This window comes from Haloferax chudinovii (assembly GCF_042663345.1).
Classification (GTDB): domain Archaea; phylum Halobacteriota; class Halobacteria; order Halobacteriales; family Haloferacaceae; genus Haloferax; species Haloferax chudinovii.
The window spans coordinates 363,765-384,475 of record NZ_JBHTAB010000001.1; the positions used below are offsets into that span (position 1 = coordinate 363,765).

24 protein-coding genes and 4 tRNA genes are annotated in these 20,711 nt (G+C 65.6%); 16 read left to right on the forward strand and 12 right to left on the reverse strand.

Annotated elements, in window-relative coordinates:
- Positions 1-45 precede the first annotated feature (45 nt).
- The 3 genes from ACFQI8_RS01775 (at position 46) to ACFQI8_RS01785 (ending at position 2,595) form a co-directional block, all read left to right on the forward strand.
- The gene (locus tag ACFQI8_RS01775; protein ID WP_390242456.1) at positions 46-1,893 is read left to right on the forward strand and encodes an FAD-binding protein; all 1,848 of its coding nucleotides are present in this window, start codon (positions 46-48) and stop codon (positions 1,891-1,893) included.
- 149 nt (positions 1,894-2,042) lie between these two features.
- A tRNA-OTHER gene (locus ACFQI8_RS01780) sits at positions 2,043-2,140 on the forward strand.
- Positions 2,141-2,376: 236 nt separating this feature from the next.
- On the forward strand, positions 2,377-2,595 hold the full coding sequence (locus ACFQI8_RS01785; protein ID WP_004969337.1) for a helix-turn-helix domain-containing protein: 219 nt from the start codon (positions 2,377-2,379) through the stop codon (positions 2,593-2,595).
- Positions 2,596-2,607: 12 nt separating this feature from the next.
- On the opposite strand, the gene ACFQI8_RS19450 is transcribed toward ACFQI8_RS01785, so the two are convergent.
- Entirely contained in the window at positions 2,608-2,766 is a 159-nt protein-coding gene (locus tag ACFQI8_RS19450) for a DUF7563 family protein (protein ID WP_013035319.1), read from the reverse strand.
- 276 nt (positions 2,767-3,042) lie between these two features.
- On the opposite strand from ACFQI8_RS19450, the gene ACFQI8_RS01790 reads away from it, so the two are divergent.
- On the forward strand, positions 3,043-3,462 hold the full coding sequence (locus tag ACFQI8_RS01790) for a DUF8133 family membrane protein (protein WP_390242458.1): 420 nt from the start codon (positions 3,043-3,045) through the stop codon (positions 3,460-3,462).
- Positions 3,463-3,541: 79 nt separating this feature from the next.
- Here the strand turns inward: ACFQI8_RS01790 and ACFQI8_RS01795 are convergent.
- Both ACFQI8_RS01795 and ACFQI8_RS01800 read right to left on the reverse strand, forming a co-directional pair.
- Positions 3,542-3,615, reverse strand: a tRNA-Thr gene (locus tag ACFQI8_RS01795).
- A gap of 11 nt (positions 3,616-3,626) precedes the next feature.
- On the reverse strand, positions 3,627-4,160 hold the full coding sequence (locus ACFQI8_RS01800; RefSeq protein WP_390242460.1) for a GNAT family N-acetyltransferase: 534 nt from the start codon (positions 4,158-4,160) through the stop codon (positions 3,627-3,629).
- A gap of 328 nt (positions 4,161-4,488) precedes the next feature.
- Between ACFQI8_RS01800 and ACFQI8_RS01805 the strand changes: the two genes are divergently transcribed.
- The 4 genes from ACFQI8_RS01805 to ACFQI8_RS01820 are packed head-to-tail and all read left to right on the forward strand — an operon-like array spanning position 4,489 to position 8,405.
- On the forward strand, positions 4,489-5,427 hold the full coding sequence (locus ACFQI8_RS01805; protein WP_390242966.1) for a branched-chain amino acid ABC transporter permease: 939 nt from the start codon (positions 4,489-4,491) through the stop codon (positions 5,425-5,427).
- Complete coding sequence (locus ACFQI8_RS01810) at positions 5,424-6,791, forward strand: branched-chain amino acid ABC transporter permease (protein WP_390242462.1); 1,368 nt, start codon at positions 5,424-5,426, stop codon at positions 6,789-6,791. The genes ACFQI8_RS01805 and ACFQI8_RS01810 overlap by 4 nt, the downstream gene beginning before the upstream one ends.
- The gene (locus ACFQI8_RS01815) at positions 6,784-7,647 is read left to right on the forward strand and encodes an ABC transporter ATP-binding protein (RefSeq protein ID WP_390242463.1); all 864 of its coding nucleotides are present in this window, start codon (positions 6,784-6,786) and stop codon (positions 7,645-7,647) included. The genes ACFQI8_RS01810 and ACFQI8_RS01815 overlap by 8 nt, the downstream gene beginning before the upstream one ends.
- The gene (locus ACFQI8_RS01820; RefSeq protein WP_390242465.1) at positions 7,644-8,405 is read left to right on the forward strand and encodes an ABC transporter ATP-binding protein; all 762 of its coding nucleotides are present in this window, start codon (positions 7,644-7,646) and stop codon (positions 8,403-8,405) included. The genes ACFQI8_RS01815 and ACFQI8_RS01820 overlap by 4 nt, the downstream gene beginning before the upstream one ends.
- A gap of 33 nt (positions 8,406-8,438) precedes the next feature.
- Here ACFQI8_RS01820 and ACFQI8_RS01825 read toward each other — a convergent pair whose 3' ends face one another.
- On the reverse strand, positions 8,439-9,617 hold the full coding sequence (locus ACFQI8_RS01825) for a hypothetical protein (RefSeq protein ID WP_390242466.1): 1,179 nt from the start codon (positions 9,615-9,617) through the stop codon (positions 8,439-8,441).
- A gap of 196 nt (positions 9,618-9,813) precedes the next feature.
- Complete coding sequence (locus ACFQI8_RS01830; protein WP_390242468.1) at positions 9,814-11,127, reverse strand: ABC transporter substrate-binding protein; 1,314 nt, start codon at positions 11,125-11,127, stop codon at positions 9,814-9,816.
- Between the two features lie 186 nt (positions 11,128-11,313).
- Here ACFQI8_RS01830 and udk point away from each other — a divergent pair, with 186 nt between their 5' ends.
- Positions 11,314-12,009, forward strand: a complete 696-nt coding sequence (udk, locus tag ACFQI8_RS01835) for a uridine kinase (protein WP_390242470.1) — start codon at positions 11,314-11,316, stop codon at positions 12,007-12,009.
- Between the two features lie 36 nt (positions 12,010-12,045).
- On the opposite strand, the gene ACFQI8_RS01840 is transcribed toward udk, so the two are convergent.
- The 6 genes from ACFQI8_RS01840 to ACFQI8_RS01865 form a co-directional block, all read right to left on the reverse strand.
- On the reverse strand, positions 12,046-12,366 hold the full coding sequence (locus tag ACFQI8_RS01840) for a DUF5785 family protein (protein WP_390242471.1): 321 nt from the start codon (positions 12,364-12,366) through the stop codon (positions 12,046-12,048).
- A 274-nt stretch (positions 12,367-12,640) separates the two neighbouring features.
- Positions 12,641-12,724, reverse strand: a tRNA-Ser gene (locus tag ACFQI8_RS01845).
- Between the two features lie 46 nt (positions 12,725-12,770).
- The gene (locus tag ACFQI8_RS01850; RefSeq protein ID WP_390242473.1) at positions 12,771-13,526 is read right to left on the reverse strand and encodes a hypothetical protein; all 756 of its coding nucleotides are present in this window, start codon (positions 13,524-13,526) and stop codon (positions 12,771-12,773) included.
- An 80-nt stretch (positions 13,527-13,606) separates the two neighbouring features.
- Entirely contained in the window at positions 13,607-14,242 is a 636-nt protein-coding gene (locus ACFQI8_RS01855; protein WP_390242475.1) for a uracil-DNA glycosylase, read from the reverse strand.
- Positions 14,243-14,459: 217 nt separating this feature from the next.
- Positions 14,460-14,795 carry a hypothetical protein gene (locus tag ACFQI8_RS01860; RefSeq protein ID WP_390242477.1) on the reverse strand — a complete coding sequence of 112 codons (336 nt, stop codon included), beginning with the start codon at positions 14,793-14,795 and terminating at the stop codon, positions 14,460-14,462.
- Positions 14,792-15,832, reverse strand: a complete 1,041-nt coding sequence (locus tag ACFQI8_RS01865) for an Mrp/NBP35 family ATP-binding protein (RefSeq protein WP_390242479.1) — start codon at positions 15,830-15,832, stop codon at positions 14,792-14,794. Before ACFQI8_RS01865 ends, ACFQI8_RS01860 begins: the two co-directional genes overlap by 4 nt.
- A 234-nt stretch (positions 15,833-16,066) precedes the next feature.
- On the opposite strand from ACFQI8_RS01865, the gene moaA reads away from it, so the two are divergent.
- Positions 16,067-17,029, forward strand: a complete 963-nt coding sequence (moaA, locus tag ACFQI8_RS01870; RefSeq protein ID WP_390242481.1) for a GTP 3',8-cyclase MoaA — start codon at positions 16,067-16,069, stop codon at positions 17,027-17,029.
- A gap of 263 nt (positions 17,030-17,292) precedes the next feature.
- On the forward strand, positions 17,293-17,751 hold the full coding sequence (locus ACFQI8_RS01875) for a DUF7575 domain-containing protein (protein WP_390242482.1): 459 nt from the start codon (positions 17,293-17,295) through the stop codon (positions 17,749-17,751).
- 71 nt (positions 17,752-17,822) lie between these two features.
- Here the strand turns inward: ACFQI8_RS01875 and ACFQI8_RS01880 are convergent, their stop codons facing one another.
- Positions 17,823-18,170 (reverse strand): thioredoxin family protein, encoded by a 348-nt coding sequence (locus ACFQI8_RS01880; protein WP_390242484.1) that lies wholly within the window; start codon positions 18,168-18,170, stop codon positions 17,823-17,825.
- Between the two features lie 204 nt (positions 18,171-18,374).
- On the opposite strand from ACFQI8_RS01880, the gene ACFQI8_RS01885 reads away from it, so the two are divergent.
- From ACFQI8_RS01885 to ACFQI8_RS01905, 5 genes are all read left to right on the forward strand, one after another.
- Positions 18,375-18,459, forward strand: a tRNA-Ser gene (locus ACFQI8_RS01885).
- 23 nt (positions 18,460-18,482) lie between these two features.
- A complete protein-coding gene (locus ACFQI8_RS01890; RefSeq protein ID WP_089777466.1) occupies positions 18,483-18,986 on the forward strand; it encodes a 30S ribosomal protein S13 in 504 nt (167 codons plus the stop codon).
- Positions 18,983-19,510, forward strand: coding sequence for a 30S ribosomal protein S4 (locus tag ACFQI8_RS01895; protein ID WP_390242486.1), 528 nt, complete (start codon positions 18,983-18,985; stop codon positions 19,508-19,510). The genes ACFQI8_RS01890 and ACFQI8_RS01895 overlap by 4 nt, the downstream gene beginning before the upstream one ends.
- Positions 19,507-19,899 (forward strand): 30S ribosomal protein S11, encoded by a 393-nt coding sequence (locus ACFQI8_RS01900; RefSeq protein WP_004043027.1) that lies wholly within the window; start codon positions 19,507-19,509, stop codon positions 19,897-19,899. Before ACFQI8_RS01895 ends, ACFQI8_RS01900 begins: the two co-directional genes overlap by 4 nt.
- 6 nt (positions 19,900-19,905) lie before the next feature.
- Positions 19,906-20,685, forward strand: a complete 780-nt coding sequence (locus tag ACFQI8_RS01905; RefSeq protein WP_004974519.1) for a DNA-directed RNA polymerase subunit D — start codon at positions 19,906-19,908, stop codon at positions 20,683-20,685.
- Positions 20,686-20,711 lie beyond the last annotated feature (26 nt).

Consider the following 20,711-nt stretch of genomic DNA (forward strand, 5'->3'; position numbering starts at 1 on the left):
GAAACCCTGAAGTTCGACCAACCCTACGACACACCCAAACACACCATGTACGAACACGACGTTATCGTAGTCGGCGCGGGCGGGGCGGGCCTGCGCGCGGCGATTGCGGCACACGAGGAAGGGGCCGACGTGGCCATCGTGTCGAAGCTCCACCCGGTCCGAAGTCACACGGGCGCGGCGGAGGGCGGCATCAACGCCGCGCTCCGCGAAGGCGACTCGTGGGAGGACCACGCCTACGACACGATGAAGGGCTCGGACTATCTCGCCGACGCGCCGGCGGCCGAGACCCTCTGTAAGGACAGTCCGAAAGAGACCATCCAGCTCGAACACTGGGGAATGGCGTTCTCCCGCGACGACGACGGTCGCGTCAGCCAGCGGCCGTTCGGCGGACTCTCGTTCCCGCGGACCACTTACGCGGGCGCGGAGACGGGTCACCAGTTGCTCCACACGATGTACGAGCAACTCGTCAAACGCGGCATCAAGGTGTACGACGAGTGGCACGTGACCCGACTGGCCGTCTCCGACGAGGAGACGCCCGAGGACCGAAGCTGTCACGGCATCGTCGCCTACGACGTCCAGACCGGACAGGTCGAGGGCTTCCGCGCCCGCAACGGCGTCATCCTCGCCACCGGCGGTCTCGGGCAGGTCTACGACCACACGACGAACGCGGTCGCCAACACCGGCGACGGCGTCGCGATGGCCTACCGGGCGGGCGCGCCGATGGAGGACATGGAGTTCATCCAGTTCCACCCGACGACGCTCCCCTCGACGGGCGTCCTCATCACCGAGGGCGTCCGCGGCGAGGGCGGTATCCTCTACAACGAAAACGGCGAGCGCTTCATGTTCGAGTACGGCTACGCGAACAACCTCGGCGAACTCGCCTCTCGCGACGTGGTCTCGCGCGCCGAACTGACCGAGGTCAACGAGGGCCGCGGTATCGAAGACGAGTACGTCCACCTCGACATGCGCCACCTCGGCGAGGAGCGCATCGTCGACCGCCTCGAAAACATCATCCACCTCTCGGAGGACTTCGAGGGCGTCAACCCCCTCGATGCGCCGATGCCGGTCAAGCCGGGCCAGCACTACGCGATGGGCGGCATCGAGACCGACGAGAACGGCGAGACGTGCATCGACGGCCTGTATGCGGCCGGCGAGTGCGCCTGCGCCTCCGTCCACGGCGGCAACCGCCTCGGCGGCAACGCGCTCCCCGAACTCATCGTCTTCGGCAAGCGCGCCGGCCACCACGCCGCGGGCAAGGACATGGAGTCGGCCGAAATCACGACCGGCAAAGAAGGCGAGTACGAACTCGGTGAGGTCGACTCGCCGGTCGAACTCGGCGAAGCGGGCATCGGCGAGGACGCCGTCGCGGACGGCGGGACGGCCGCCGACGCCGGCGCGTCAGCCTCCGGGACCGACCTCGTCCAGCGCGCCGTCGAAGACGAGCGCGAGACCATCGAGACGCTCTTGGAGCGAGACGACGGTATCCAGCAGGCCGAGATTCGCGAGCGCGTCCAGAAGTCGATGACGCGCAACGTGAACGTCTTCCGGGAGGAGTCGGCGCTCAAGGACGCGCTCCGGGACATCCGCGAGGCGCGCGAACTCTATCAGGACGTGTTCGTGGCCGACAAGTCGCGGACGTTCAACACGGACCTGCTCCAGACGCTGGAGACGCGGAACATCCTCGACATCGCCGAGGCCATCACGCTCGGCGCGCTCGCGCGCAACGAGTTCCGCGGTGCCCACTGGCGCAAGGAGTACCAGGAGCGCCGCGACGAGGACTGGCTCAAGCACACGATGCTCTCGTGGAGCGACGGCCGCCCAGAACTCTGGTTCAAACCGGTCATCCTCGAAGGCGAGAACAAGACCTACGAGCCGAAGATTCGGAGCTACTGAGCGAACTCCGACCCCGCCGAGCCACAGCCGACATTTCTTTCGACGCCGACCGCCCAGCGGCGCATCGACGGGCGCTCGGCCCGCCGAACCGCGTGACCGTGACCGGACCCACCAACGGCTATTTGGCCGCTCGACTCCTACGCTCGGCCGGAAGGGTGGCTCAGTGGTAGAGCACACCGGCACAGGCCCTCGCGGTCGGACCGGTGGTTTTCAATGGCTTCGCGTGGTTCGACTCCCGCCCCTTCCGTCTCGAAACCGCGACGCTCCGGGCCGTTCGGCACGCGACGACTCACGGCTCGCGCTCTTCGACGACAGTCGAAGTCGGAGGCGTCGAACGCCGCATTTCGTCGGATAGATATTCGTGATGGATTCGGCGATTCCCCCGAATTCGAGACGTTCGAAGCCTCACTCCCGGCCCCCGTTCTTCGACGATTGTTGTAAGAGAGTTTTATTATCGTCGAAGCAAAGAGGATGACAACGACCATGCAACAGACGGTTCCGACCATCGAAGTCCCCGGCGAACTCGAATCGCCCTCGGCCAAACTCGTGTACCTCTATCTCACCACGCACGACGGCGCGTCTATCACCGACCTGCAAAACGGTCTGGAGATGAAGAAAATCGCTCTCTACAGCATCCTCAGTACGCTCTCGAAGCGCGGATTCGTCCGACAGGACGCCGAGCACTACCACGTCGCGCAGTAACGGCTCGGACCGTTAGTGATTTCTCGGTGAGCGGGCCGCCCGCACCTGCGCGCCGTCGCGGACCATATCCTCGCAGTTCGGACAGACGCGCGGGTTCTCCATGCCATCGGGGGTGAAGACTCGGGCGTATGCTGGCGTCACGAACGAACCACAGTTCTGACATTCCGGCATGGTATCTAGTATCCTCCATGAATATCACATAAGTTTTCTCCCTACACGAGTGCGAGAAGCAGGCCGACGACGAGGAGCGCGAAGATGAGAAGCGTCACGGCGAGCATGAATTGATCGGTCGCGTTCATACCGAACAGGACGTTCCGGGTGAAGATAAAATTCCGTCTCGACGGCGGTCCACCGCCGCGCAGGGTGGCGTTCTCTGATTTTCTCCCGCGATAACGAGGGAGGTAGAACTAAATTCCCCGCACTCGTCGGGCCCGTAACGGTCCTCTAATGGAGTTCGTGTACGCGCTGTCTGGGTTGTTCGCCGGGCTCTTTCTCGGAGCGGTAGCAGTCGTCACCGCGCTCACGTACACGCCTTACGGCGCGTCGCTGTTCGACACCGCGATAACGGCGCTGACCGGCGTCACGCTCCAACTGGGGAATCTCCTGTTCATCTCGGCGCTCACCGCTCTCGCGTTCGAGGCGCTGGCGATGCTCGGGATTCGATATCCGGTCGTCGTCCCCGCGGCGTTCGCGTACGTGTTGACTCACGTCACGGTCTACTACTCGTGTATCCGCATCACCGACCTCCAGTCGGAGCCGCTCGACCCCGACGTTATCATCAAGCATAACCCGTTCCGCGCGCTCGTCCTCGGCGTTCCGGGGTCGCTTCTCCTCATTCGCGTGCGGCCGCCCGCCCGCCGGAACTGACGGCGTGCGTCGAGGCCCCGACTGCGACGGTGGCTCGGTGGCGACGGGATTCGAGAAAAACGAACGAAACGCCGAAACAAGCCAGGAGTGGGATTCGAACCCACGAAGTCTCGATTACAAGTCGAGTGCATGAACCGCCCATGCTCTCCTGGCGCGTCCGTCGATTACCCGTCCTCCTTTGAGTGTGTATCGCTTCGCATCGATTTCTCCAGTTCGACGCGGTGGGGTCGATAGCCGTGTCGCCGATAGAACCGACGGGCGGCGTCGTTGGCCGCCAGCACGTCCAGCGCGACGGTGTCGGCTCCGGCCTCACCGAGTGCGTTCTCCGCGGCCTCCAGCAGTCGCGTGCCGACGCCGGCGTCCCGGTACGCCGGACGGACGAACAGGTTCCGCACCAGCCCGCGGGTCGCGTCCTGTTCGTACGCCCCCGCCTCGATGTCGAACATGACGAAGCCGACGACGTCGTCCGTGCCCGCGGCCTCCGTGTTGCTTCCGCCCTCCGTCCCGCCCGCGGTATCGCCTTCGCGGGCGACGAGCACGCCGTCGGCGGCGACGTGCCGAGCCAGCGCCTCCCGAATCGGCGTCCGGTTGGCGTCGGCGCGGAGGTGCGACCCGAACGCCCGCTGGTCCGCGGCGAGTTCGACCCACAGGTCGGCGAGGCGGTCGAGGTCCGAAAACGCCGCCGAACTGACGCGCATGGGGTCTGTCGTGGCTCTATCTGCTTTTAAGTGTCGCCGATTCGACTCCAAATCGGGGAATCGCGTTCCTGCGGGGTGCCGAGTAGGGTCAGTAAAGACGACCGATGAGGAAAGATTTATCTATGTTTATGGTCCGCACATATCATGAGGATAGTTATCAATGGGTATTGCCGAAACCTACTCCCGTGGAAGGCAGTTTGCCATCGAGCGCCCGTTCGCGCTCGTCTTGGCGGTCATCGTAGTCGTACTGCTCGGTGACTTACTTCGCGGGTTAGCAACGGGGCAGACGCAGTTTGCCGACATTGGCACGCTCGTCTGGGATGGTCTGATGCGGGGGCTCGTAATCGGCCTCGCGGGCATCGGGTTGTCGATGACGTACAGTATTCTAAACTTCGCTAACTTCTCGCACGGCGACTACATCACGGCCGGAGCGTTCTCGGGGTGGGCGACGACGTACCTCATCGCCGGACTGGGTCGCGCCGACGTCGGCGCGCTCCTGCTCGTCGGGGCCGGGGGGTCGGTCTACGGCGGGACGCTCGGTATCGGGGTGCTCTCGACGCCGCTCGCGGTCGTCGCCGGCATCGTCGTCTCCGGCGGCTTCGCCATCGCCCTGTCGCTCGCGGTCGACCGAACCATCTTCAAACCGATTCGAAACGAGGACGGCATCACGCTTCTCATCACGAGCGTCGGCGTCGCGTTCGCGCTCCGCTACCTGATGCAGTTCGTCTTCGGCTCCGACGTTCGCGGCACGACCGCCCAGCCGCCCTCGATATCGCTGTACTTCGTCGACGGAACGGTCTTCATCAACGCCCACGACATCACGCTCCTCGTGGTCGCCTCGGGCCTGATGCTCGGGGTTCACGTCCTCTTACAGCGGACGAAACTCGGGAAGGCGATGCGCGCGATGGCCGACAACAAGGACCTCGCGCTCATCACCGGCATCTCAACCGAGCGCGTCGTCCGCGCGACGTGGATTATCGGCGGGGGCCTGACTGGCGTCGCCGGGTACATGTTCATTCTCTGGAAGGGGACACTCGGGTTCAACGACGGGTGGCTCCTGTTGCTTCTCATCTTCGCCGCGGTCATCCTCGGTGGCATCGGCTCCATCTACGGGGCTATCGCCGGCGGACTCGTCATCGGGCTGACGGCGTCGATGTCGGTCCTGTGGATTCCCTCGGCGTTCTCGCGGGCCGCCGCCTTCGTCGTCATGATCGTCATCCTCCTCGTGAAACCGTCCGGGCTGTTCAGCGGGAGGGCGACCGCATGAGCGTCCGCGACGACTTCACCGACCGCATTCCGGGCGGCGACGCGGGCCTCATCGTGCTGGTCCTCCTCGCGACGTACCTCGCGTACGTCCTCGCCGGGTCCGTCCTCGGCTACACGCTCCGCGGACAGCTCAACTCCATCGCGACGCTGACGTTCTACATCGGCGTCTTCGCCATGCTGTCGCTCGCGCTCAACCTCCATTGGGGATACACCGGGCTGTTCAACATCGGCATCGTCGGCTTCATGGCCGTCGGCGTCTACGTCACGGCCATCGTGACGAAACCGACGTACGTCGCCGGCGGCGCGGCGCAGGTCGGCGGCCTCGGCCTGCCGCTTTGGGTCGGTATCCTCGCCGGGATGCTCGCGGCCGCGCTCTTGGGGCTCGTGGTCGCGCTCCCGGCGCTCCGGTTGCGAGCCGACTACCTCGCTATCGTCACCATCGCCATGTCGGAAATCGTCCGTTTCAGCTTCCTCTCGGGCGAAATCCAGCAGTTCCAGCTGTTCGGCAACCGCGTCGGCTTCGGCGGTGGGTCGGGCCTCATCCTCGACTTCGCCCCGCCGCTTGAGGCGCTGTTCCGCGGCCTCGGCCTCTGGAACGCGTACCTCGGCTTCGTCGACGCCTTCCAAGTGGTGGTGCCGAGGAACCCCAAGCCGGTCGTCGACGGCCTCATCTACGGGCTGTTACTCCTCGGCTTCGTCGCGGTGTTCTACTGGCTACTCAAGCGCACCGGCGAGTCGCCGTTCGGCCGCGTACTGAAGGCTATCCGTGAGGACGAGGACGTGGCGAACGCCCTCGGAAAGAACACCGACCGGTTCAAAATCAAGTCGTTCATGCTCGGGTGCGCGCTGATGGGACTCGCCGGCATCCTCTGGCTCGTCCCGCAGGGCGCGGTGACGCCGAACTTCTTCCGGCCGCGCGTGACGTTCTTCGTCTGGATTGCTCTCATCATCGGCGGCGCTGGCTCGAACACCGGGAGCGTCCTCGGCGGGGCCGTCTTCGCGGCGGTGCTCTATCAGGGGCCGCGGTACTTCCAGAACCTCGTGACGGCGGTGTTCCCCAACTTCGACTCGCCGTCCGGCTTCGGACAGGCTATCTCGCCGCTCATCTCGCAGTTCGACCCCGTGCCGTTCCTCCTGTACACGGTCGACAGCATCCGGCAACTCCAACTGGTCGTGATGGGCCTCGTGCTCATCTGGCTGATGCACAACCGGCCGGAGGGGATGCTCGGCTACCGCAAGGAGACGGCGTCGGTCATCCCGCTGTCGCGGCCGAAGTCGATGACCGCCGACGGCGGGGACGACGACTCGGTCCGCACCGACGGCGGCGTCGACACCGCGGCCGAAGGAGGTGAGACCGATGAGTGACGCCGCCGACCAACCCGCCGAAGACGTGGCGAGGAAAGTCGACGAGGGGGCGCTCGGCGCGTTCGCCTCCGGCGTCGACACGTCGGTCGACTACCCGCTACAGGTCGAGGGACTGGAGAAGTCCTTCGGCGGTATCACCGCCGTCGACGGCGCGACCTTCGAGGTCGAATCCGGGACGCTCACGGGCCTTATCGGCCCGAACGGGGCCGGCAAGTCGACGACGTTCAACCTCATCACGGGCATGCTCAAGCCCGACGCCGGGACGGTCACGTTCAACGGCGAGGACATCACCGGTGAGGAACCCCACCAAATCGCCAACCGCGGGATGGTTCGGACGTTCCAAATCGCCCGCGAACTGAGCGAGATGACGGTCCTCGAAAACATGATGCTCGCACCGAAACACCAGCGGGGCGAGGCGCTGTGGCGCTCGGTCATGCCGGGCCTCCGCGACGACGTTCGCGAACAGGAAGAGGAACTGCTCGAACGCGTCTGGGAGGTGCTCGACTTCTTCGACATCGCCCACATCGCAGAGGAGTACGCGGGCAACCTCTCGGGCGGCCAGCGCAAACTCCTCGAAATGGCGCGGGCGCTTCTGACCGACCCCGACATGCTACTCTTGGACGAGCCGTTCGCCGGGGTCAACCCCACGCTTGAGAAGAAGCTACTCGAACACGTACACGAACTCCGCGAGCAGGGCTACACGTTCCTGCTCGTCGAGCACGACATGGACCTCATCATGAACAACTGTGAACACGTCATCGTCCTCCATCAGGGCTCGGTGCTCACTGAGGGGACGCCCGACGAGATTCGGAGCAACGAAGAGGTCATCAAGGCCTACCTCGGAGGCAACGTATGAGCGTCGACGCCAACACCGACGCGACGAGCGGCGCGGGCGTCGAGGGCCGCGACGACGTGCTCTTGCGCGTCCGCAACCTCGACGCCGGCTACGGCGACCTCCAGATTCTCACCGACGTCGACATGGACGTGTTCGACGGCGAGTACGTCACCATCGTCGGGCCGAACGGAGCCGGCAAATCGACCACGATGAAGTCAGTCTTCGGGCTGACCGTCCACATGGGGGGCAACGTCCGGTTCAAAGACGAGGATATCACCGGCCGCCGGCCCGAGGACATCATCCACGTCGGCATCGGCTACGTCCCGCAGAACGACAACATCTTCCCGACGCTGACGGTCGAAGAGAACCTCGAAATGGGCGCGTACATCCTCGACGAGGTGCCGAAGGACGCCATGGAGGCGGTCTACGAGCGGTTCCCCATCCTCAGAGAGCGGAAAGACCAGAAGGCGGGCACCATGTCCGGCGGGCAACAGCAGATGCTCGCGATGGGTCGCGCGCTCATGCTCGACCCCGACCTCCTGCTCTTAGACGAGCCGTCGGCGGGCCTCGCGCCCGACCTCGTCGAGGAGATGTTCGACAAAATCGACGAAATCAACGAGGCCGGCACGGCCATCCTGATGGTCGAACAGAACGCGACGGAGGCGCTCCAGCGCTGTGACCGCGGCTACGTCCTCGCCAACGGGCAGAACCGCTACATGGACACCGGCACGGCGCTCCTCGAAGACGAACAGGTCCGGCAGGACTTCCTCGGCGGGTAGTCCGTCTCAACGGCCCACGCCATTTTTCGCCGGTCACTCGCAGACGTACTGGAACGACTCGACCGACGGGCCGTCGTCTCCGCCGTTCGAAGCTCCCGCCGAGGTACCGCCGACTGTCACCGTTACATCCGTGCTCCAGCAGTAACACGCCGGGTAGTCGACCGTCTCTGAGCCCGCAGGCGTCTCGACAGCTAGTTCGTACTCGTCGCCGATGGGGACGTCGACCGACACGTTCGACTCGCCGGGTGGGACAGTCTGCGCCGTCTCCGAGACGACCGCGCCCCCAGAGCCGGTTCCGACGCCGGCGTCGTCACCGCCGGCATCAGCGTCGTTGGGGCGGACGAGCGTCAGCGTCACCTCGCGTTCCGTCTCGGCCTCGTTCGCCACGCGAACCGAGGCCGTCTCTGGCCACGCACAGCCGACCCGAAGCGAGCCGTCTGCCGCGACGAGCACCGCGAGCATCGGCCACGCCCACGTCTCCGGGATGTGCCACTCGTGGCTCGCGGTGCGGCCGTCGTCGGCCTCCACGAACACCTCGTAGGTGCCGTGGGACTCGACGAGCGCCGGCGTCGAAATCTCTCTGTCGGTCGCCGCGTCGAACGTGTGCTCGAAAAAGCGGGTCCCGTCGTGTTCGATGGCGACCGTCAGCCGAGCATCGGCGTCGCTCCGGTTCCGAATCCCCGCGGTCGGCGGCGAGAAGATGTCCGCCGCGCCCGGCACCGAGTACGGCAGGTCGGCGTCGTCGAGTGCCGGCGTCACGAGCCGTCGCGGTTCGAGGCCGGCGTCGGACGTGACGACGAGTTCGAGGCGGCGCGTCTCGTTCGTGACCGTCCACTCGTAGTCGAGGGTCGCGCCGCTTTCGAGTTCGGCGACGACGCGGTAGCGACCGTCGTCGACGAGGTCGTTCGCGACGTTCCGGCCGTAGCCGGGGCCGGCACCGACGTCGAGCGAACGGTCGACGCGCGTCTCGTCGTCGTCGGCCACTCGGACCGACAGCGCGTGCGGCTCGTCGTCCTCGTTGACGACCGAGAGGCCGACGCCGGGGTCGGATTCCGAGTCCGGCGTGTCCGACTCGCTCGGGGCGTCAGTCGTGGCCGTGGTGGTCTGCGGGTCCGTGGGGGTCTCGGTCGGGGCGTCGGTGTCGGAGAGACAGCCGCCGGTGAGTCCGAGAGCCGACCCGGCGACCGTCGAGAGGAGGGCGCGTCGCTTCATCGACTCGAAGCTGTCAGCGGCCGTATGTATATCTTGTGTCACCCGGAGGCGTGTAGCGGGAACGCAGAACGGAAGCGACGGGAACCGAATGGACGGGAACGGAACAGGAACGGAGACGTGAACTGGTACGCGGGCGCGGCGACAGAGCGCAGTCGCTCGCGTCGGCGGCGACGAAGAAAAAATCGGGTCTGTCGGGTTAGTTCTCCGGGCCGGACAGCGCCGTCTCGATGACCGAGGAGTACGAGGACTCGCCGATGTTGAACGCGACTTGGTTGTACACTTCGCCGTCGAACGAGTCGCTGAACACGCTCGCAAAGCGCTCGGAGAGCTGTTGGCCGTAGTCGTTGTTGACGTACAGCGTCGAGACCGAACTGGCTTCGAGGCGCTCGGCCATGACCTGCGCCATGACGCGGCCCTGCAGGAAGTCCGAGGGCGCGGTTCGGAAGATGAAGTCGTTGTCTTCGAGGTTCGAGACGGACAGCGCCGTCGAGGACGGCGAACAGCCGACGATTTCGTTCGGGATGAACGCCTGCTGTGAGACGGGGACGTTCACGCCGGACGACGCGGACCCACAGACCGAGGGAACGCCCGCGGAGACGAGCGACTGCGCGGCGGAGACACCGGCGTCCGGGGACGTCTGGGTGTCTTCGATCTGCGCGTTGACCGAGAGGCCGGCCGGGTTGGCGTCGTTGACCTGCATGACCGGAATCTGACCGGCCTGAATCATCGGCGCACCGACGGCCGCGAGGTCGCCGGTCTCGGGCAGGAGGATGCCGATCGACATCTCGCGGTCGGAGCCGCCCGGGCCGCTGTCGGCGGCCGGTCCGGAGCCGTCCGGACTGTCGCCTTCGAAGCTCTGGACGTCCTCTTGGCTCGTCGCGTTGTTGTCGGCGTCGAACGTCCAGATGGCGTACGCGGCTTCCGCCGGGTCGCCGTTCTCGTCGAAGTTGACGGACGAGGACGCACCCTGGTAGTCGATGTCTTCGCCGTTCGCGGCGGCCTCGATACCCTCGACGAGGTTGTCCGGTCCGACGGTCATTCCGCCGGGGTTAGCCATCCGGCGCATCTGGTCCCTGATTGCCGGCCCGGAGTTCTCCCCGGCGGCGGCGTTCGAGAGCAACTGAATCGCGACCGAGTCGTACGTCTGCGACGTGAAGACGCCCGGTGCCGCATCGTACTCGTCCTGAAACAGCTGATTGAACGTATCTTGGTTCGGACCGCCCGCCGCGGGTGCCGTCCCGGTCACGTTCGCCATGTCGTTGCCGACCTGCCCGGGCATCGAGCCGGAGCGCATCCCGTCGGGCACGAGTATCTCCTCGCTCCCGTCGGACGCGCTGTAGTAGTCACGGAACAGTTGAATCCCGCTTTCGGGGTAGCCGATGACGACGAGCCCCTCGGGGCCGCCGCCGCCGCCGCCGCCACCGATGCATCCGGATAAGCCAGTCAAGCCTGCCGCGCCCGCGGCTCCCACTCCCTTGAGGAAGTCGCGGCGTACGATATCACGTACCATGTGAAAGCCAATAGCAACTCCCACTGATAAAACTTACTCCCCGCGTTTGAAAAGACATGATAATTGCGACCGACGGCGGTGCGAGAATCGGTTGTGTGAAACTGCCTGACATCGTGCTTTATATACTCACTCGCCGAAGCCGGCGAACCGCTGCGTTCAAACCCGTTCGCGGGCGTCTTTGGGACAATGACTATCCCGTCGTTCGTCATCGGTATCGCGGGGGGAAGCGGTGCCGGAAAGACCACCGTGGCCCGCCTCATCACGGAGAACGTCGGCGAGTCCGTGATGCGGATTCCGATTGACAACTACTACAAAGACCGGAGCCACCTCGACATGGCCGAACGCGAGCAGTTGAACTACGACCATCCCTCGGCGTTCGAGTGGGAGCTCCTGTACGAACAGCTCTCGGAGCTGATGGAGGGCAGAGCGGTCGAGATGCCACAGTACGACTTCGAAATTCACAACCGGAAGCCCGAGCGGGAGACCGTCGAGCCGACCGATGTCATCATCCTCGAAGGGATTCTCGCGCTCTACGACGAGGACGTAAACGAGATGCTCGACCTCCGACTCTACGTGGAGACCGACGCCGACGTTCGCATCCTCCGGCGCATCCAACGCGACGCCATCGACCGCGGACGCGACCTTCAGGGCGTCATCGACCAGTATCTCTCGACGGTCAAGCCGATGCACGAGCAGTTCATCGAGCCGACGAAGAAGCACGCGGACCTCATCATCCCCGAGGGAGCCAACAGCGTCGCCGTCACGCTCCTCGAAGAGAAGGTGCAAGCCGAAGTAGAGGGCGAAGAGACGCGCACCTGGGAGCGAGGCGCTATCGAGCGGGAAGTCCAAGATCGGACCTCGTTCCGCGGGTCCGGCAACTAACTCGCCGTCGCGGGTCGAAAGTCCGGGCCGCGGAGGTTACGCCTTCTTGCCGGTGACGAACTGGTCTGCGCCCTCGTAGAACCAAAAGCCGTTCTCGCGCATCGCCTTGCCGACGGCCTTATGAAGCTCGACGAAGTCGCCGAACTCCTCGCCGTCGACGTGCTCGAAGATGTCCGCGAGCGAGACGACGCGCTCGTAGTCGAGTCGGATGGGGTGGTCGCCGACCTCCTCGACGAACTCCGCTTTGTTCAGCGGGAAGTCCTCGTCTTCGTCGATCTTCTTCGCGATGACCGCCTGGCCGTACTTGCGTCCGCCTTCGCTCCCCTCTTCGCCGTCCGGGTCGTGTGGCCAATCCATACCCGAGTGTTGGCAGGCCGATTCAAAGCCGTTACGCATCTGTGGGGAGTTGTCACGCGGAGCGTCGCCACCATCGGCGAGGTGGTCGTCGGCTGGACGCATCTCGACCTCCCGCCGGTGTCGCGTGGTAAGTGCGGTGGGACTGGGAGTTGCACCTCACTCGCTCCGCTCACGTCGTTCGCTCCGCTCCCTGCTTCGAATCCCAGTCCGTCTCCGACTTCCACTCACAGGGCCGCGCAGATGTCACTGCGCGGCGTAGGGTTCGTGGAAAATGCGGTGGGACTGGGATTTGAACCCAGGATTCCGTGAGGAAACCTGCTTTCAAGGCAGGCGCGTTAGGCCACTCCGCCATCCCACCCTCACACGAGGTTTTTGAGTCGGATACCTAAGTGTTGTCGCTTCGCTCAGTCGCGGACGAGTTCCAACACGCCGTCGGTCGATTCGACCCGAAGCCCCTTCTCGAAGACGAACGTCGTCGTGTGCTCGGGGACGACCCGCTCGGATTCGACCCGCGAGCGGAGCATCGGCACGACCGTCGCGAGGTCCGCGCCCGTTTCGAGGACGGGGAGCATCGGGACGTAGTCGAGGCCGTGGCCCGCGTCGTCGGCGCGCTCGGCGAGCGTCTCGACTTCCGGCTCCGCGTAGGCGTCGGTGAAGTCGATGGGGTCGAGGAAGCCCGAGAAGTAGACCCGCCCCTCCGTCGAGGGACCGAGGACGACCGGCGTGCTCCGGAGTTTCATCGCCGCGCTGTCGATGTGGGTGCGACCGAGAAGCGGCGCGACCGGCCGGACGACGGCGACCGAGTGGACCTCCTCCTCGGTGAGGAGGTGCGAGACGGTGTTGCCCGCCCGGGCGGAGAACGTCGAGCCGACCTGCGGTTCGAACCGCGCGTCGTCGGTGCCGCCGAGGGCGTCGGCGACGACGCTCCGAATCTCGGCTTCCGACCTGTGGTCGCCGGTGAACTCGTCGGAGAGGTCGTCCTCGGCGCGGTAGTTCACGAGGAGGTCGCCGCCCGACCGCTCGACGGCGATACAGACGTCTTTGAGCATCGCGGCGTAGAGGTCCGCGGCTTCGGCCTCCGAGAGCGGACTCGTCTCCGCGAGTTCCGAAAGCACCAGTCCCGGCCGCGGCGGTTCGGCGAGTACGGCGATGACCGTCATACCCTCCCTCGCGCCGGGGAACCCTTGAACCCGCCGCTTGCGGGGCGCGGTCGCGGACGCCTCGAACCCGGCGGGCCGCCTCAGCGACTCTGCCGCCCCTTCGTCTGCCGGTAGTCCCGGCCGAACACGGACTCGCGGACGTGCTCGACGAACGCCTCGGCGTCGTCGTCGGTCAGGCGCTCGGGCTCTTTCATCGGGACGAGTTCGAAGCCGCGGCCGCGGATTGTCGTCGCGTGCTCCGCGTCGACGTCGAAACTATCCGCCGCGCGCGTGGTGTAATCGAAGGCGAGCGCCTCCAGTGCGGCCTGTCCGACGGGGACGATGATATGCGGGTTTATCATTCGTATCTCCGCGTTCAGGTAGGGCTCGCAGGTCGCGACCTCATCGTCGGTCGGCCCGCGGTCGGGGTGTCGACAGCGCGTGAGATACGTGAAAAAGACGTTCTGTACGTCCGGTTCGTCGGCGTCCGGGTCGGACCGGACGAAGCCGAGGTCGCCGAGGATGCGCTGGACGCGCGCTCCGGCCTCGTCGCCGGTGAAGGGCACGCCCGTCCGCTCCGCGGCCGCGGTCGGGGCCTCGCCGACGAACAGGAACTCCGCGCCCACGTCGCCGTAGCCGTGGACGACCCGCTCGCGCGTCCCGCAGAGCGCCGAGCAGTTCGTGCAGTCGGTGTCCATCGAGAAGGGGTTCCGGAACTGGCGTTGGTGTGCGTCCACACCCTCGAATTCGGCTCCGGAACCAAAACCCGCCCGGTCGACGCAGGGTCAGCGTCCCCCGGCTTCCAGTCCGTGGTGAAAGTGAACACGAGGCGACCGGGTGGGTGAGTCGCCGAAGGCGGCGCTGGCGGTCGAACCGCGGACTCGGAGAAAGCGAAAGTGAACGTCCGAAGGCGGACGCCGGTCGGAGCGCTGGGGAGACGTGGTTTCGGACGGCTCAGCGGTCGATGCCGCCCTGTGCCTTGATGTCCATGATGTGGCGGACGTTCAGGTATATCTCCTCGGGCGAGGTGTCGCCGTCGGGGTCGTAGAGGTCGCTGATGCGGTAGAGGATAGCCGACACCTGCCGACTCTCGGAGGACTCGCCGTAGACGTCGTCGGCGATTTCACGGAGGAACGCGACGCGTTCGGGTTCCGCGGGGAAGTCGGCGTCCGAGTCCGGGGCCATCTCCCAGTCGACTTCGTCGGTGCCGGCGTCGGCATCGGGGTCCGCGTCGGGGTTCGAGTCTGCGTCGGGGTCCGTGTCCGCATCGGGTCGGCCGTCGTCGCTCATCGCTCGCTGACGGTCCGTCGCTGGACGACACCGACCATGTCGGCGATGTTCTCGGTCATCACGCGGAACGCGTCGGCCGTCTCGTCGTTGTCTTCGAGGACGATGGGTTTGCCGCCGTCGCCGCCCTCGCGGACGGCCGGGTCGAGCGGGAGCGCCCCGAGGAACGGCAGGTCGTTCGACGCGGCGAACTCGCGGCCGCCGCCCGAGCCGAAGATGTCGTGGCGGTTGCCGCAGTCGGGACACCGGAACGTGCTCATGTTCTCGACGATGCCGAGGACGTTCGTGTCGTGCTTGCCGAACATGCGGAGGCCCTTGTTGGCGTCGTCGAGGGCGACGTTCTGCGGGGTCGTGACGATGACAGCGCCCGTGAGCGGGAGCGTCTGGAGAATGGAGAGTTGGGTGTCGCCGGTGCCCGGCGGCAGGTCGAGGACGAGGTAGTCGAGACTCCCCCACTCCACGTCCTCGACGAGTTGGGTGAGAAGTTGGTGGACCATCGGGCCGCGCCAGATGACGGGGTCGTCGTCGCCGACGAGGAACGCCATCGACATGAGCTTCATCCCGTACTTCTCGGGCGGGACGATGGTCTGGTCTTGGGTCGCCTGCGGCGCTTCCTCGGCGGCGACCATCCGCGGGACGTTCGGCCCGTAGATGTCGGCGTCGAACAGGCCGACGCGCGCGCCGAGCTTCGAGAGGCCGGCCGCGAGGTTCACGGCGACCGTCGACTTCCCGACGCCGCCCTTTCCGGAGGCGACGGCGATGATGTTCTTCACGCCGGGGAGCACTTCCTCGTCGGGGTCGCGGTCGCTCGGAACGTTGGCGGTGAGGTCGGCCTCCAGTCCGTCCTCGGCGAGGACTTCGCGGATTCGACGGCCGATATCCGTCTCCGTCGGGGAGTACGGGGCACCGAGCGCGAGCGAGATACGGGCGGTGTCGCCGTCCACCTCGACGGCGTTCACCAGCCCGAGCGAGACGATGTCGTCTCCGAGGTCGGGGTCCTCGACCGCACGTAAGCGGTCGCGTACGTCGGCTTCGTCCATGTCCGTCACTCCGGCGGTGCGGCCGATAAGGGTTTTGTAAGGTCTCGTCGCGCGGTGACGGTCGCCGTTACCGACCCGGCCAGCGTGCGCCCCGCGTCGGGGTCCGACCGGCGTCGGTGCGTCGCCGAGCCAACCCACACCGACTTCGAGACGCCGCGGTCGTAACGAAATACGGTTACTACGACCCGGCTATCGACAGCGAATTTATCAACGTACACCTCCAGGATTCGGTATATGGTGTTGGTGGACGACTTCGGCCGCGAGGTAACTGGCGTTCGAATCTCGCTGACTGACCGGTGTAACTTCGACTGCGTCTACTGCCACAACGAGGGACTGGGCGACACCCGCGGGCCGATGGACGCCTCCGACGCGGAGATGAGCGCCGACGACGTGGTCCGCTTTCTCGAAGTCGTCGAGGAGTACGGCGTCGAGAAGGTGAAGTTCACCGGCGGCGAGCCGATGCTCCGCGCGGACCTCGAAGAGATTATCCGGCGGACGCCGGACTCGATGGAGACCTCGCTCACCACCAACGGGACGTTCCTCGGCGACCGTGCCGAGGACCTCGTCGCGGCCGGGCTCGACCGCGTGAACGTCTCGCAGGACGCCCTCGACCCCGAGGCGTTCGCTCAAATCACGAAGTCCGGCGCGTACGACAAAGTGATGGAGGGCGTCAAGGCCGCGGTCGACGCCGGCCTCACGCCGGTGAAGCTCAACATGGTCGTGTTCACGAAGACCGCCGGCCACGTCGAGGAGATGGTCGAGTACGTCGCCGAAAACGAGGGGCTTCAGCTCCAACTCATCCAGTACATGCCCGAACTGACGGGCCGCCCGGAGTGGAACATCGACATCGAGCGCGTCCACCGGTGGCTGGCCGACCTCGCCGACGAGGTGGAGGTCCGCGACATGCACCACCGCCGCCGCTACTACGTCGGCAAGGGTATGGTCGAAATCGTCGACCCCGTCGAGAACCCCGAGTTCTGCGCCAACTGCCACCGCGTGCGCGTGACGCACGAAGGATACCTCAAGGGCTGTCTCAACCGCAACGACGACCTCCGCCCGATGGGAGAGATGACGCGCGCGAACATCCGCGAGACGTTCGAGGCGGTCGTCGAAAACCGCGTGCCGTACTACGGCGAGTACCTCGTCCGCGACGGCGACGACGGCTGGAGGATAAACGAGGAGTACATCGGCGCCTGAGCGTCGGCCGACTCGACACACGGGGTTTCTCCTCCGACGACCGCTCGGGGCGCATGACTGTCACCGTCGAGCGAGTAGTTCTCGCGACGGACGGAAGCGCCCCCGCGCCGGTTTTCGTGGCTCACTTTCTGTGTCCGTTCCGCGTCGGTTCGCGCGTCGATGTGCGTTCGGTCGCTCGGGGACAGAGGCGGACGCGCGACCGCGTTCGCTCGCCGCGTCTCACGAACGGAACTCTCATGAGCGAGAACCAATCGAATCCACGTATGTCCGCACTCACGAAACTCCGCCCCTGGCTCGCCGCGATACTCGGCCTCGTACTCACGGGGCTCGGGCATCTGTATCTGCGACGCTGGCGGCGGGCCGCGCTCTGGGTGCTTCTCACGTTCGCGGTGTCCGCGCTGTTCGTTCCGGCGGAGGCGTTCGACCCGCTGTCCAGCGGTGCGGGCATCCCGCCGTCGGAGTTCGCCGCGGTGCTCGGGAAACTGGTGCCCATCCTCGCGGTGAGCTTCGCGAGCGTCCTCGACGCCTTCTTCCTCGGCTTGCGGCAGGCCGCGGCGCGGGCGGACCGCGCTCCCGTCGAAGACGCCGAGGAGTCGGCGGCCACCGTCGCCGAGCCCGACGCGGACACCGTCACGTGCCCCGAGTGCGGCCGCGAGGTCGACGCCGACATCGACTTCTGCCACTGGTGTACGACCCGCCTCGACGAACCGACCGACCGCTGAGACTGCCACGCCACCACGGGGTCGAAAGAGTGCCCCCGACCGAGGCCGTGCCGAACTGACGCGAACCGACCTTACCGCTCTTTCTCGACGAAGTCGACGACCGCCTGCGCCCCTTGGAAGCCGTCGGCGAGGCGGTCGACGAGTTCGCCGTCTTCGAACAAGAGGAGCGTCGGGACGCTCCGAATCGTGTACCGCTCTGCGACCGACATATCCGTCTGCGGATTTATCATCGCGACGACCACGTCGGTGGCTTTCGAGACGTTGCCGAGGACGGGTTCGATGCTCTGACACAACGTACAGCCCTTCGTGTAGATGTCGAGGAGGACGCGGTCGTGTTCGGCCACGAGGGCGTCGAGCTCCTCGGCGGTGTCGATTCGCACGGGCTTCGTCGGCGCGGTCGCGGACTCTGTCGAACTCATTGCCGGGAATACGTAACAGAAGTCCTTATGATTTCGGTGGGATGGTGTACCACACCACATCGCCGGCGAGCGGCGGTGACTCGGGCTGTCACGCGAGCCCCCTTTCGTGATGTTTAAGTAATGCCCCCGTCTCGTAACGGATGCAATCGATGTAGGGGAATGTCGTCCCCGAGTCCGGAAGGGCGAAACTAACACGACCGAAGTGTTGCGGTAGCCAAGCCTGGCCCAAGGCGCTGGGTTGCTAACTCAGTGGCGTCAAGCCCCCGGGGTTCGAATCCCCGCCGCAACGCTCACAACACGACTTCCAAAGTCATGAGTGCAGAAGAACCACAGGACGGCTCTCCGGAGGAGGAAGAGGACCTCCGTTACTTCATCCGAATTGGTCAGACCGACCTTGACGGAACGAAGACGGTAGAGCGCAGTCTGACGGACATGAAGGGTATCGGCAAGCGCACAGCGCGCATCATCGCCGACGCCGCGGAAGTGAACCGAACGGCGCTGTTCGGTAAGCTCCCCGAAGGCGAGATCGACTCCGTTGTCGATGTCGTCGAGAACTTCGAGGACCACGCCCCCGAGTGGATGGCAAACCGACGGAAGGACTTCTTCTCCGGTGAGACCGACCACATCACGGGTTCGGACCTTGAAGAGAAGCGGCGGCATGATATCAACCGCATGAAGATGATCAGCTCCTACAAGGGCGTTCGACACCAGCGCGGCCAGAAGGTTCGCGGCCAGCGGACGAAGTCCACTGGACGTACCGAAGGCACCATCGGTGTCAACGTCGAGGAGATCAAGGAGGCGCAGGCTGAAGAATGACGACGGGTAACAACACCAAGTTCTACGAGACCCCGAACCACCCGTTCCAGGGCGAGCGTATCGCGCAGGAATCGGACCTCCTCTCTCGGTACGGTCTCAAGAACAAAGAAGAACTCTGGCGCGCGCAGTCCGAACTGCGCAACCTCCGCCGCGAGGCGCGACGCCTCCTCGGCGAGGCCCAGGGTGACGTCGAAGAAGCCGAGTCGCTCGGTGCCGAGTTCATGGCGCGCATGCGCCGCTACGGCATCCTCTCTGCGGAGGACGACATCTCCCAGACACTGCGTCTCGACGTGACCGACATCCTCGAACGTCGGTTCCAGACGGTCGCCTACCGGAAGGGGCTCGCACAGACGCCCCAGCAGGCCCGTCAGTTCATCGTCCACGGTCACGTGACCGTCGACGGTGCGCGGACGACCATCCCCTCCCGCAAGGTCGAGGTCGACGAAGAGGACACCGTGGCGTTCGACGAGACGTCGAAGCTCGCGGACGAACTGCACCCTGAGCGCGCGGAGGCCCAAGAATGAGCGAATCCGAAACCGGTGACAAGTGGGGTATCGCCCACGTCCACGCATCGTTCAACAACACGCTCATCACGGTGACTGACATCACGGGCGCCGAGACGATCGTCAAGTCGTCCGGCGGTTCCGTCGTCAAGCAGAACCGTGACGAGGCATCTCCGTACGCGGCCATGCAGATGGCAGAGAGCGTCGCCGACCAGATTAAGGCGGCCGGTATCGCCGGTCTGCACGTTCGCGTTCGCGGTCCCGGTGGCAACGGTAACAAGAGCCCCGGCCCCGGCGCACAGGCAACGATTCGCGCCCTCGCTCGCGCCGGTCTCGAAATCGGTCGCATCGAGGACGTGACGCCGATTCCGCACGACGGAACTCGCGCGCCGAAAAACAGCCGACTCTAACACACCATGGTAAACGACTTCCAGGTCGAGTTCATCGAACGCGAAGACCGACGCGCCCGTTTCGTCGCGCGCGGTCTGACCCCGGCGCTAGCCAACGGCATTCGCCGGGCGATGGTCGCCGACGTGCCGACGTTCTCCATCGAAACCGTTCGGTTCGTGGAGAACACCTCGGTCATGTTCGACGAGATGATCGGGCTTCGTCTCGGTCTGGTTCCGTTGACCACGCCTCTCGACGACTTCGAGCCCGGTGACACCGTCACCGTCGCGCTCGAAGTCGACGGGCCGGCAACCGCGTACTCCGGGGACATCGAATCCGCGGACGACATGGTCGTCCCGGCGGACGAGAACATCCCCATCATCGAGCTGAAGGAGGGCCAGCGCCTCGAGTTCGAGGCCGACGCCGTCCTCGGCTACGGAAAGGACCACGCCAAGAACCAAGGCGGGGTCGCCGTCGGTTACCGACACCTCCAGCGCGTGGAGGTCGTCGGCGACGCCGGCGAGTTCGATGAACAGGAGCCGAACATCCTCCGCGGCGTCATCGAAGAGGCCGCGGCGGAGCACGCCGAGGGGGACGCCGAAGACGGCGACCTCGTCGCGACGGAGACGTTCGGCAACGACCTGACGGAGCGGTACCCCGGTAAAGAGGTCGAAGTACACGACGTACCCGGAGCGTTCGTCTTCAGTGTGGAGACGGACGGTTCGTTCGATGTCGACGAGCTCGTGACGCGCGCTGTCGCCTCCTTGGGTGACCGCGCGGCCGAACTCGAAGAGAAGGTCGCACTGTAAGAATGAACACTGCCCCGTCTCAACAC

Excerpts from the sequence above, each read along its gene's own strand:
- ACFQI8_RS01810 (WP_390242462.1), top strand. The coding sequence starts at position 5,424 with ATGAGCGTCCGCGACGACTTCACCGACCGCATTCCGGGCGGCGACGCG.
- ACFQI8_RS01895 (WP_390242486.1), top strand. The coding sequence starts at position 18,983 with ATGACGACGGGTAACAACACCAAGTTCTACGAGACCCCGAACCACCCG.
- ACFQI8_RS01905 (WP_004974519.1), top strand. The coding sequence starts at position 19,906 with ATGGTAAACGACTTCCAGGTCGAGTTCATCGAACGCGAAGACCGACGC.
- ACFQI8_RS01785 (WP_004969337.1), top strand. The coding sequence starts at position 2,377 with ATGCAACAGACGGTTCCGACCATCGAAGTCCCCGGCGAACTCGAATCG.
- ACFQI8_RS01865 (WP_390242479.1), bottom strand. The coding sequence starts at position 15,832 with ATGGACGAAGCCGACGTACGCGACCGCTTACGTGCGGTCGAGGACCCC.
- ACFQI8_RS01830 (WP_390242468.1), bottom strand. The coding sequence starts at position 11,127 with ATGGTACGTGATATCGTACGCCGCGACTTCCTCAAGGGAGTGGGAGCC.
- ACFQI8_RS01860 (WP_390242477.1), bottom strand. The coding sequence starts at position 14,795 with ATGAGCGACGACGGCCGACCCGATGCGGACACGGACCCCGACGCAGAC.
- ACFQI8_RS01880 (WP_390242484.1), bottom strand. The coding sequence starts at position 18,170 with ATGAGTTCGACAGAGTCCGCGACCGCGCCGACGAAGCCCGTGCGAATC.
- ACFQI8_RS01890 (WP_089777466.1), top strand. The coding sequence starts at position 18,483 with ATGAGTGCAGAAGAACCACAGGACGGCTCTCCGGAGGAGGAAGAGGAC.
- ACFQI8_RS01790 (WP_390242458.1), top strand. The coding sequence starts at position 3,043 with ATGGAGTTCGTGTACGCGCTGTCTGGGTTGTTCGCCGGGCTCTTTCTC.
- ACFQI8_RS01840 (WP_390242471.1), bottom strand. The coding sequence starts at position 12,366 with ATGGATTGGCCACACGACCCGGACGGCGAAGAGGGGAGCGAAGGCGGA.
- ACFQI8_RS01815 (WP_390242463.1), top strand. The coding sequence starts at position 6,784 with ATGAGTGACGCCGCCGACCAACCCGCCGAAGACGTGGCGAGGAAAGTC.
- ACFQI8_RS01825 (WP_390242466.1), bottom strand. The coding sequence starts at position 9,617 with ATGAAGCGACGCGCCCTCCTCTCGACGGTCGCCGGGTCGGCTCTCGGA.
- ACFQI8_RS01850 (WP_390242473.1), bottom strand. The coding sequence starts at position 13,526 with ATGACGGTCATCGCCGTACTCGCCGAACCGCCGCGGCCGGGACTGGTG.
- ACFQI8_RS01775 (WP_390242456.1), top strand. The coding sequence starts at position 46 with ATGTACGAACACGACGTTATCGTAGTCGGCGCGGGCGGGGCGGGCCTG.
- ACFQI8_RS01805 (WP_390242966.1), top strand. The coding sequence starts at position 4,489 with ATGCGGGGGCTCGTAATCGGCCTCGCGGGCATCGGGTTGTCGATGACG.
- ACFQI8_RS01820 (WP_390242465.1), top strand. The coding sequence starts at position 7,644 with ATGAGCGTCGACGCCAACACCGACGCGACGAGCGGCGCGGGCGTCGAG.
- ACFQI8_RS19450 (WP_013035319.1), bottom strand. The coding sequence starts at position 2,766 with ATGCCGGAATGTCAGAACTGTGGTTCGTTCGTGACGCCAGCATACGCC.
- udk (WP_390242470.1), top strand. The coding sequence starts at position 11,314 with ATGACTATCCCGTCGTTCGTCATCGGTATCGCGGGGGGAAGCGGTGCC.
- ACFQI8_RS01875 (WP_390242482.1), top strand. The coding sequence starts at position 17,293 with ATGTCCGCACTCACGAAACTCCGCCCCTGGCTCGCCGCGATACTCGGC.
- ACFQI8_RS01900 (WP_004043027.1), top strand. The coding sequence starts at position 19,507 with ATGAGCGAATCCGAAACCGGTGACAAGTGGGGTATCGCCCACGTCCAC.
- ACFQI8_RS01800 (WP_390242460.1), bottom strand. The coding sequence starts at position 4,160 with ATGCGCGTCAGTTCGGCGGCGTTTTCGGACCTCGACCGCCTCGCCGAC.
- moaA (WP_390242481.1), top strand. The coding sequence starts at position 16,067 with ATGGTGTTGGTGGACGACTTCGGCCGCGAGGTAACTGGCGTTCGAATC.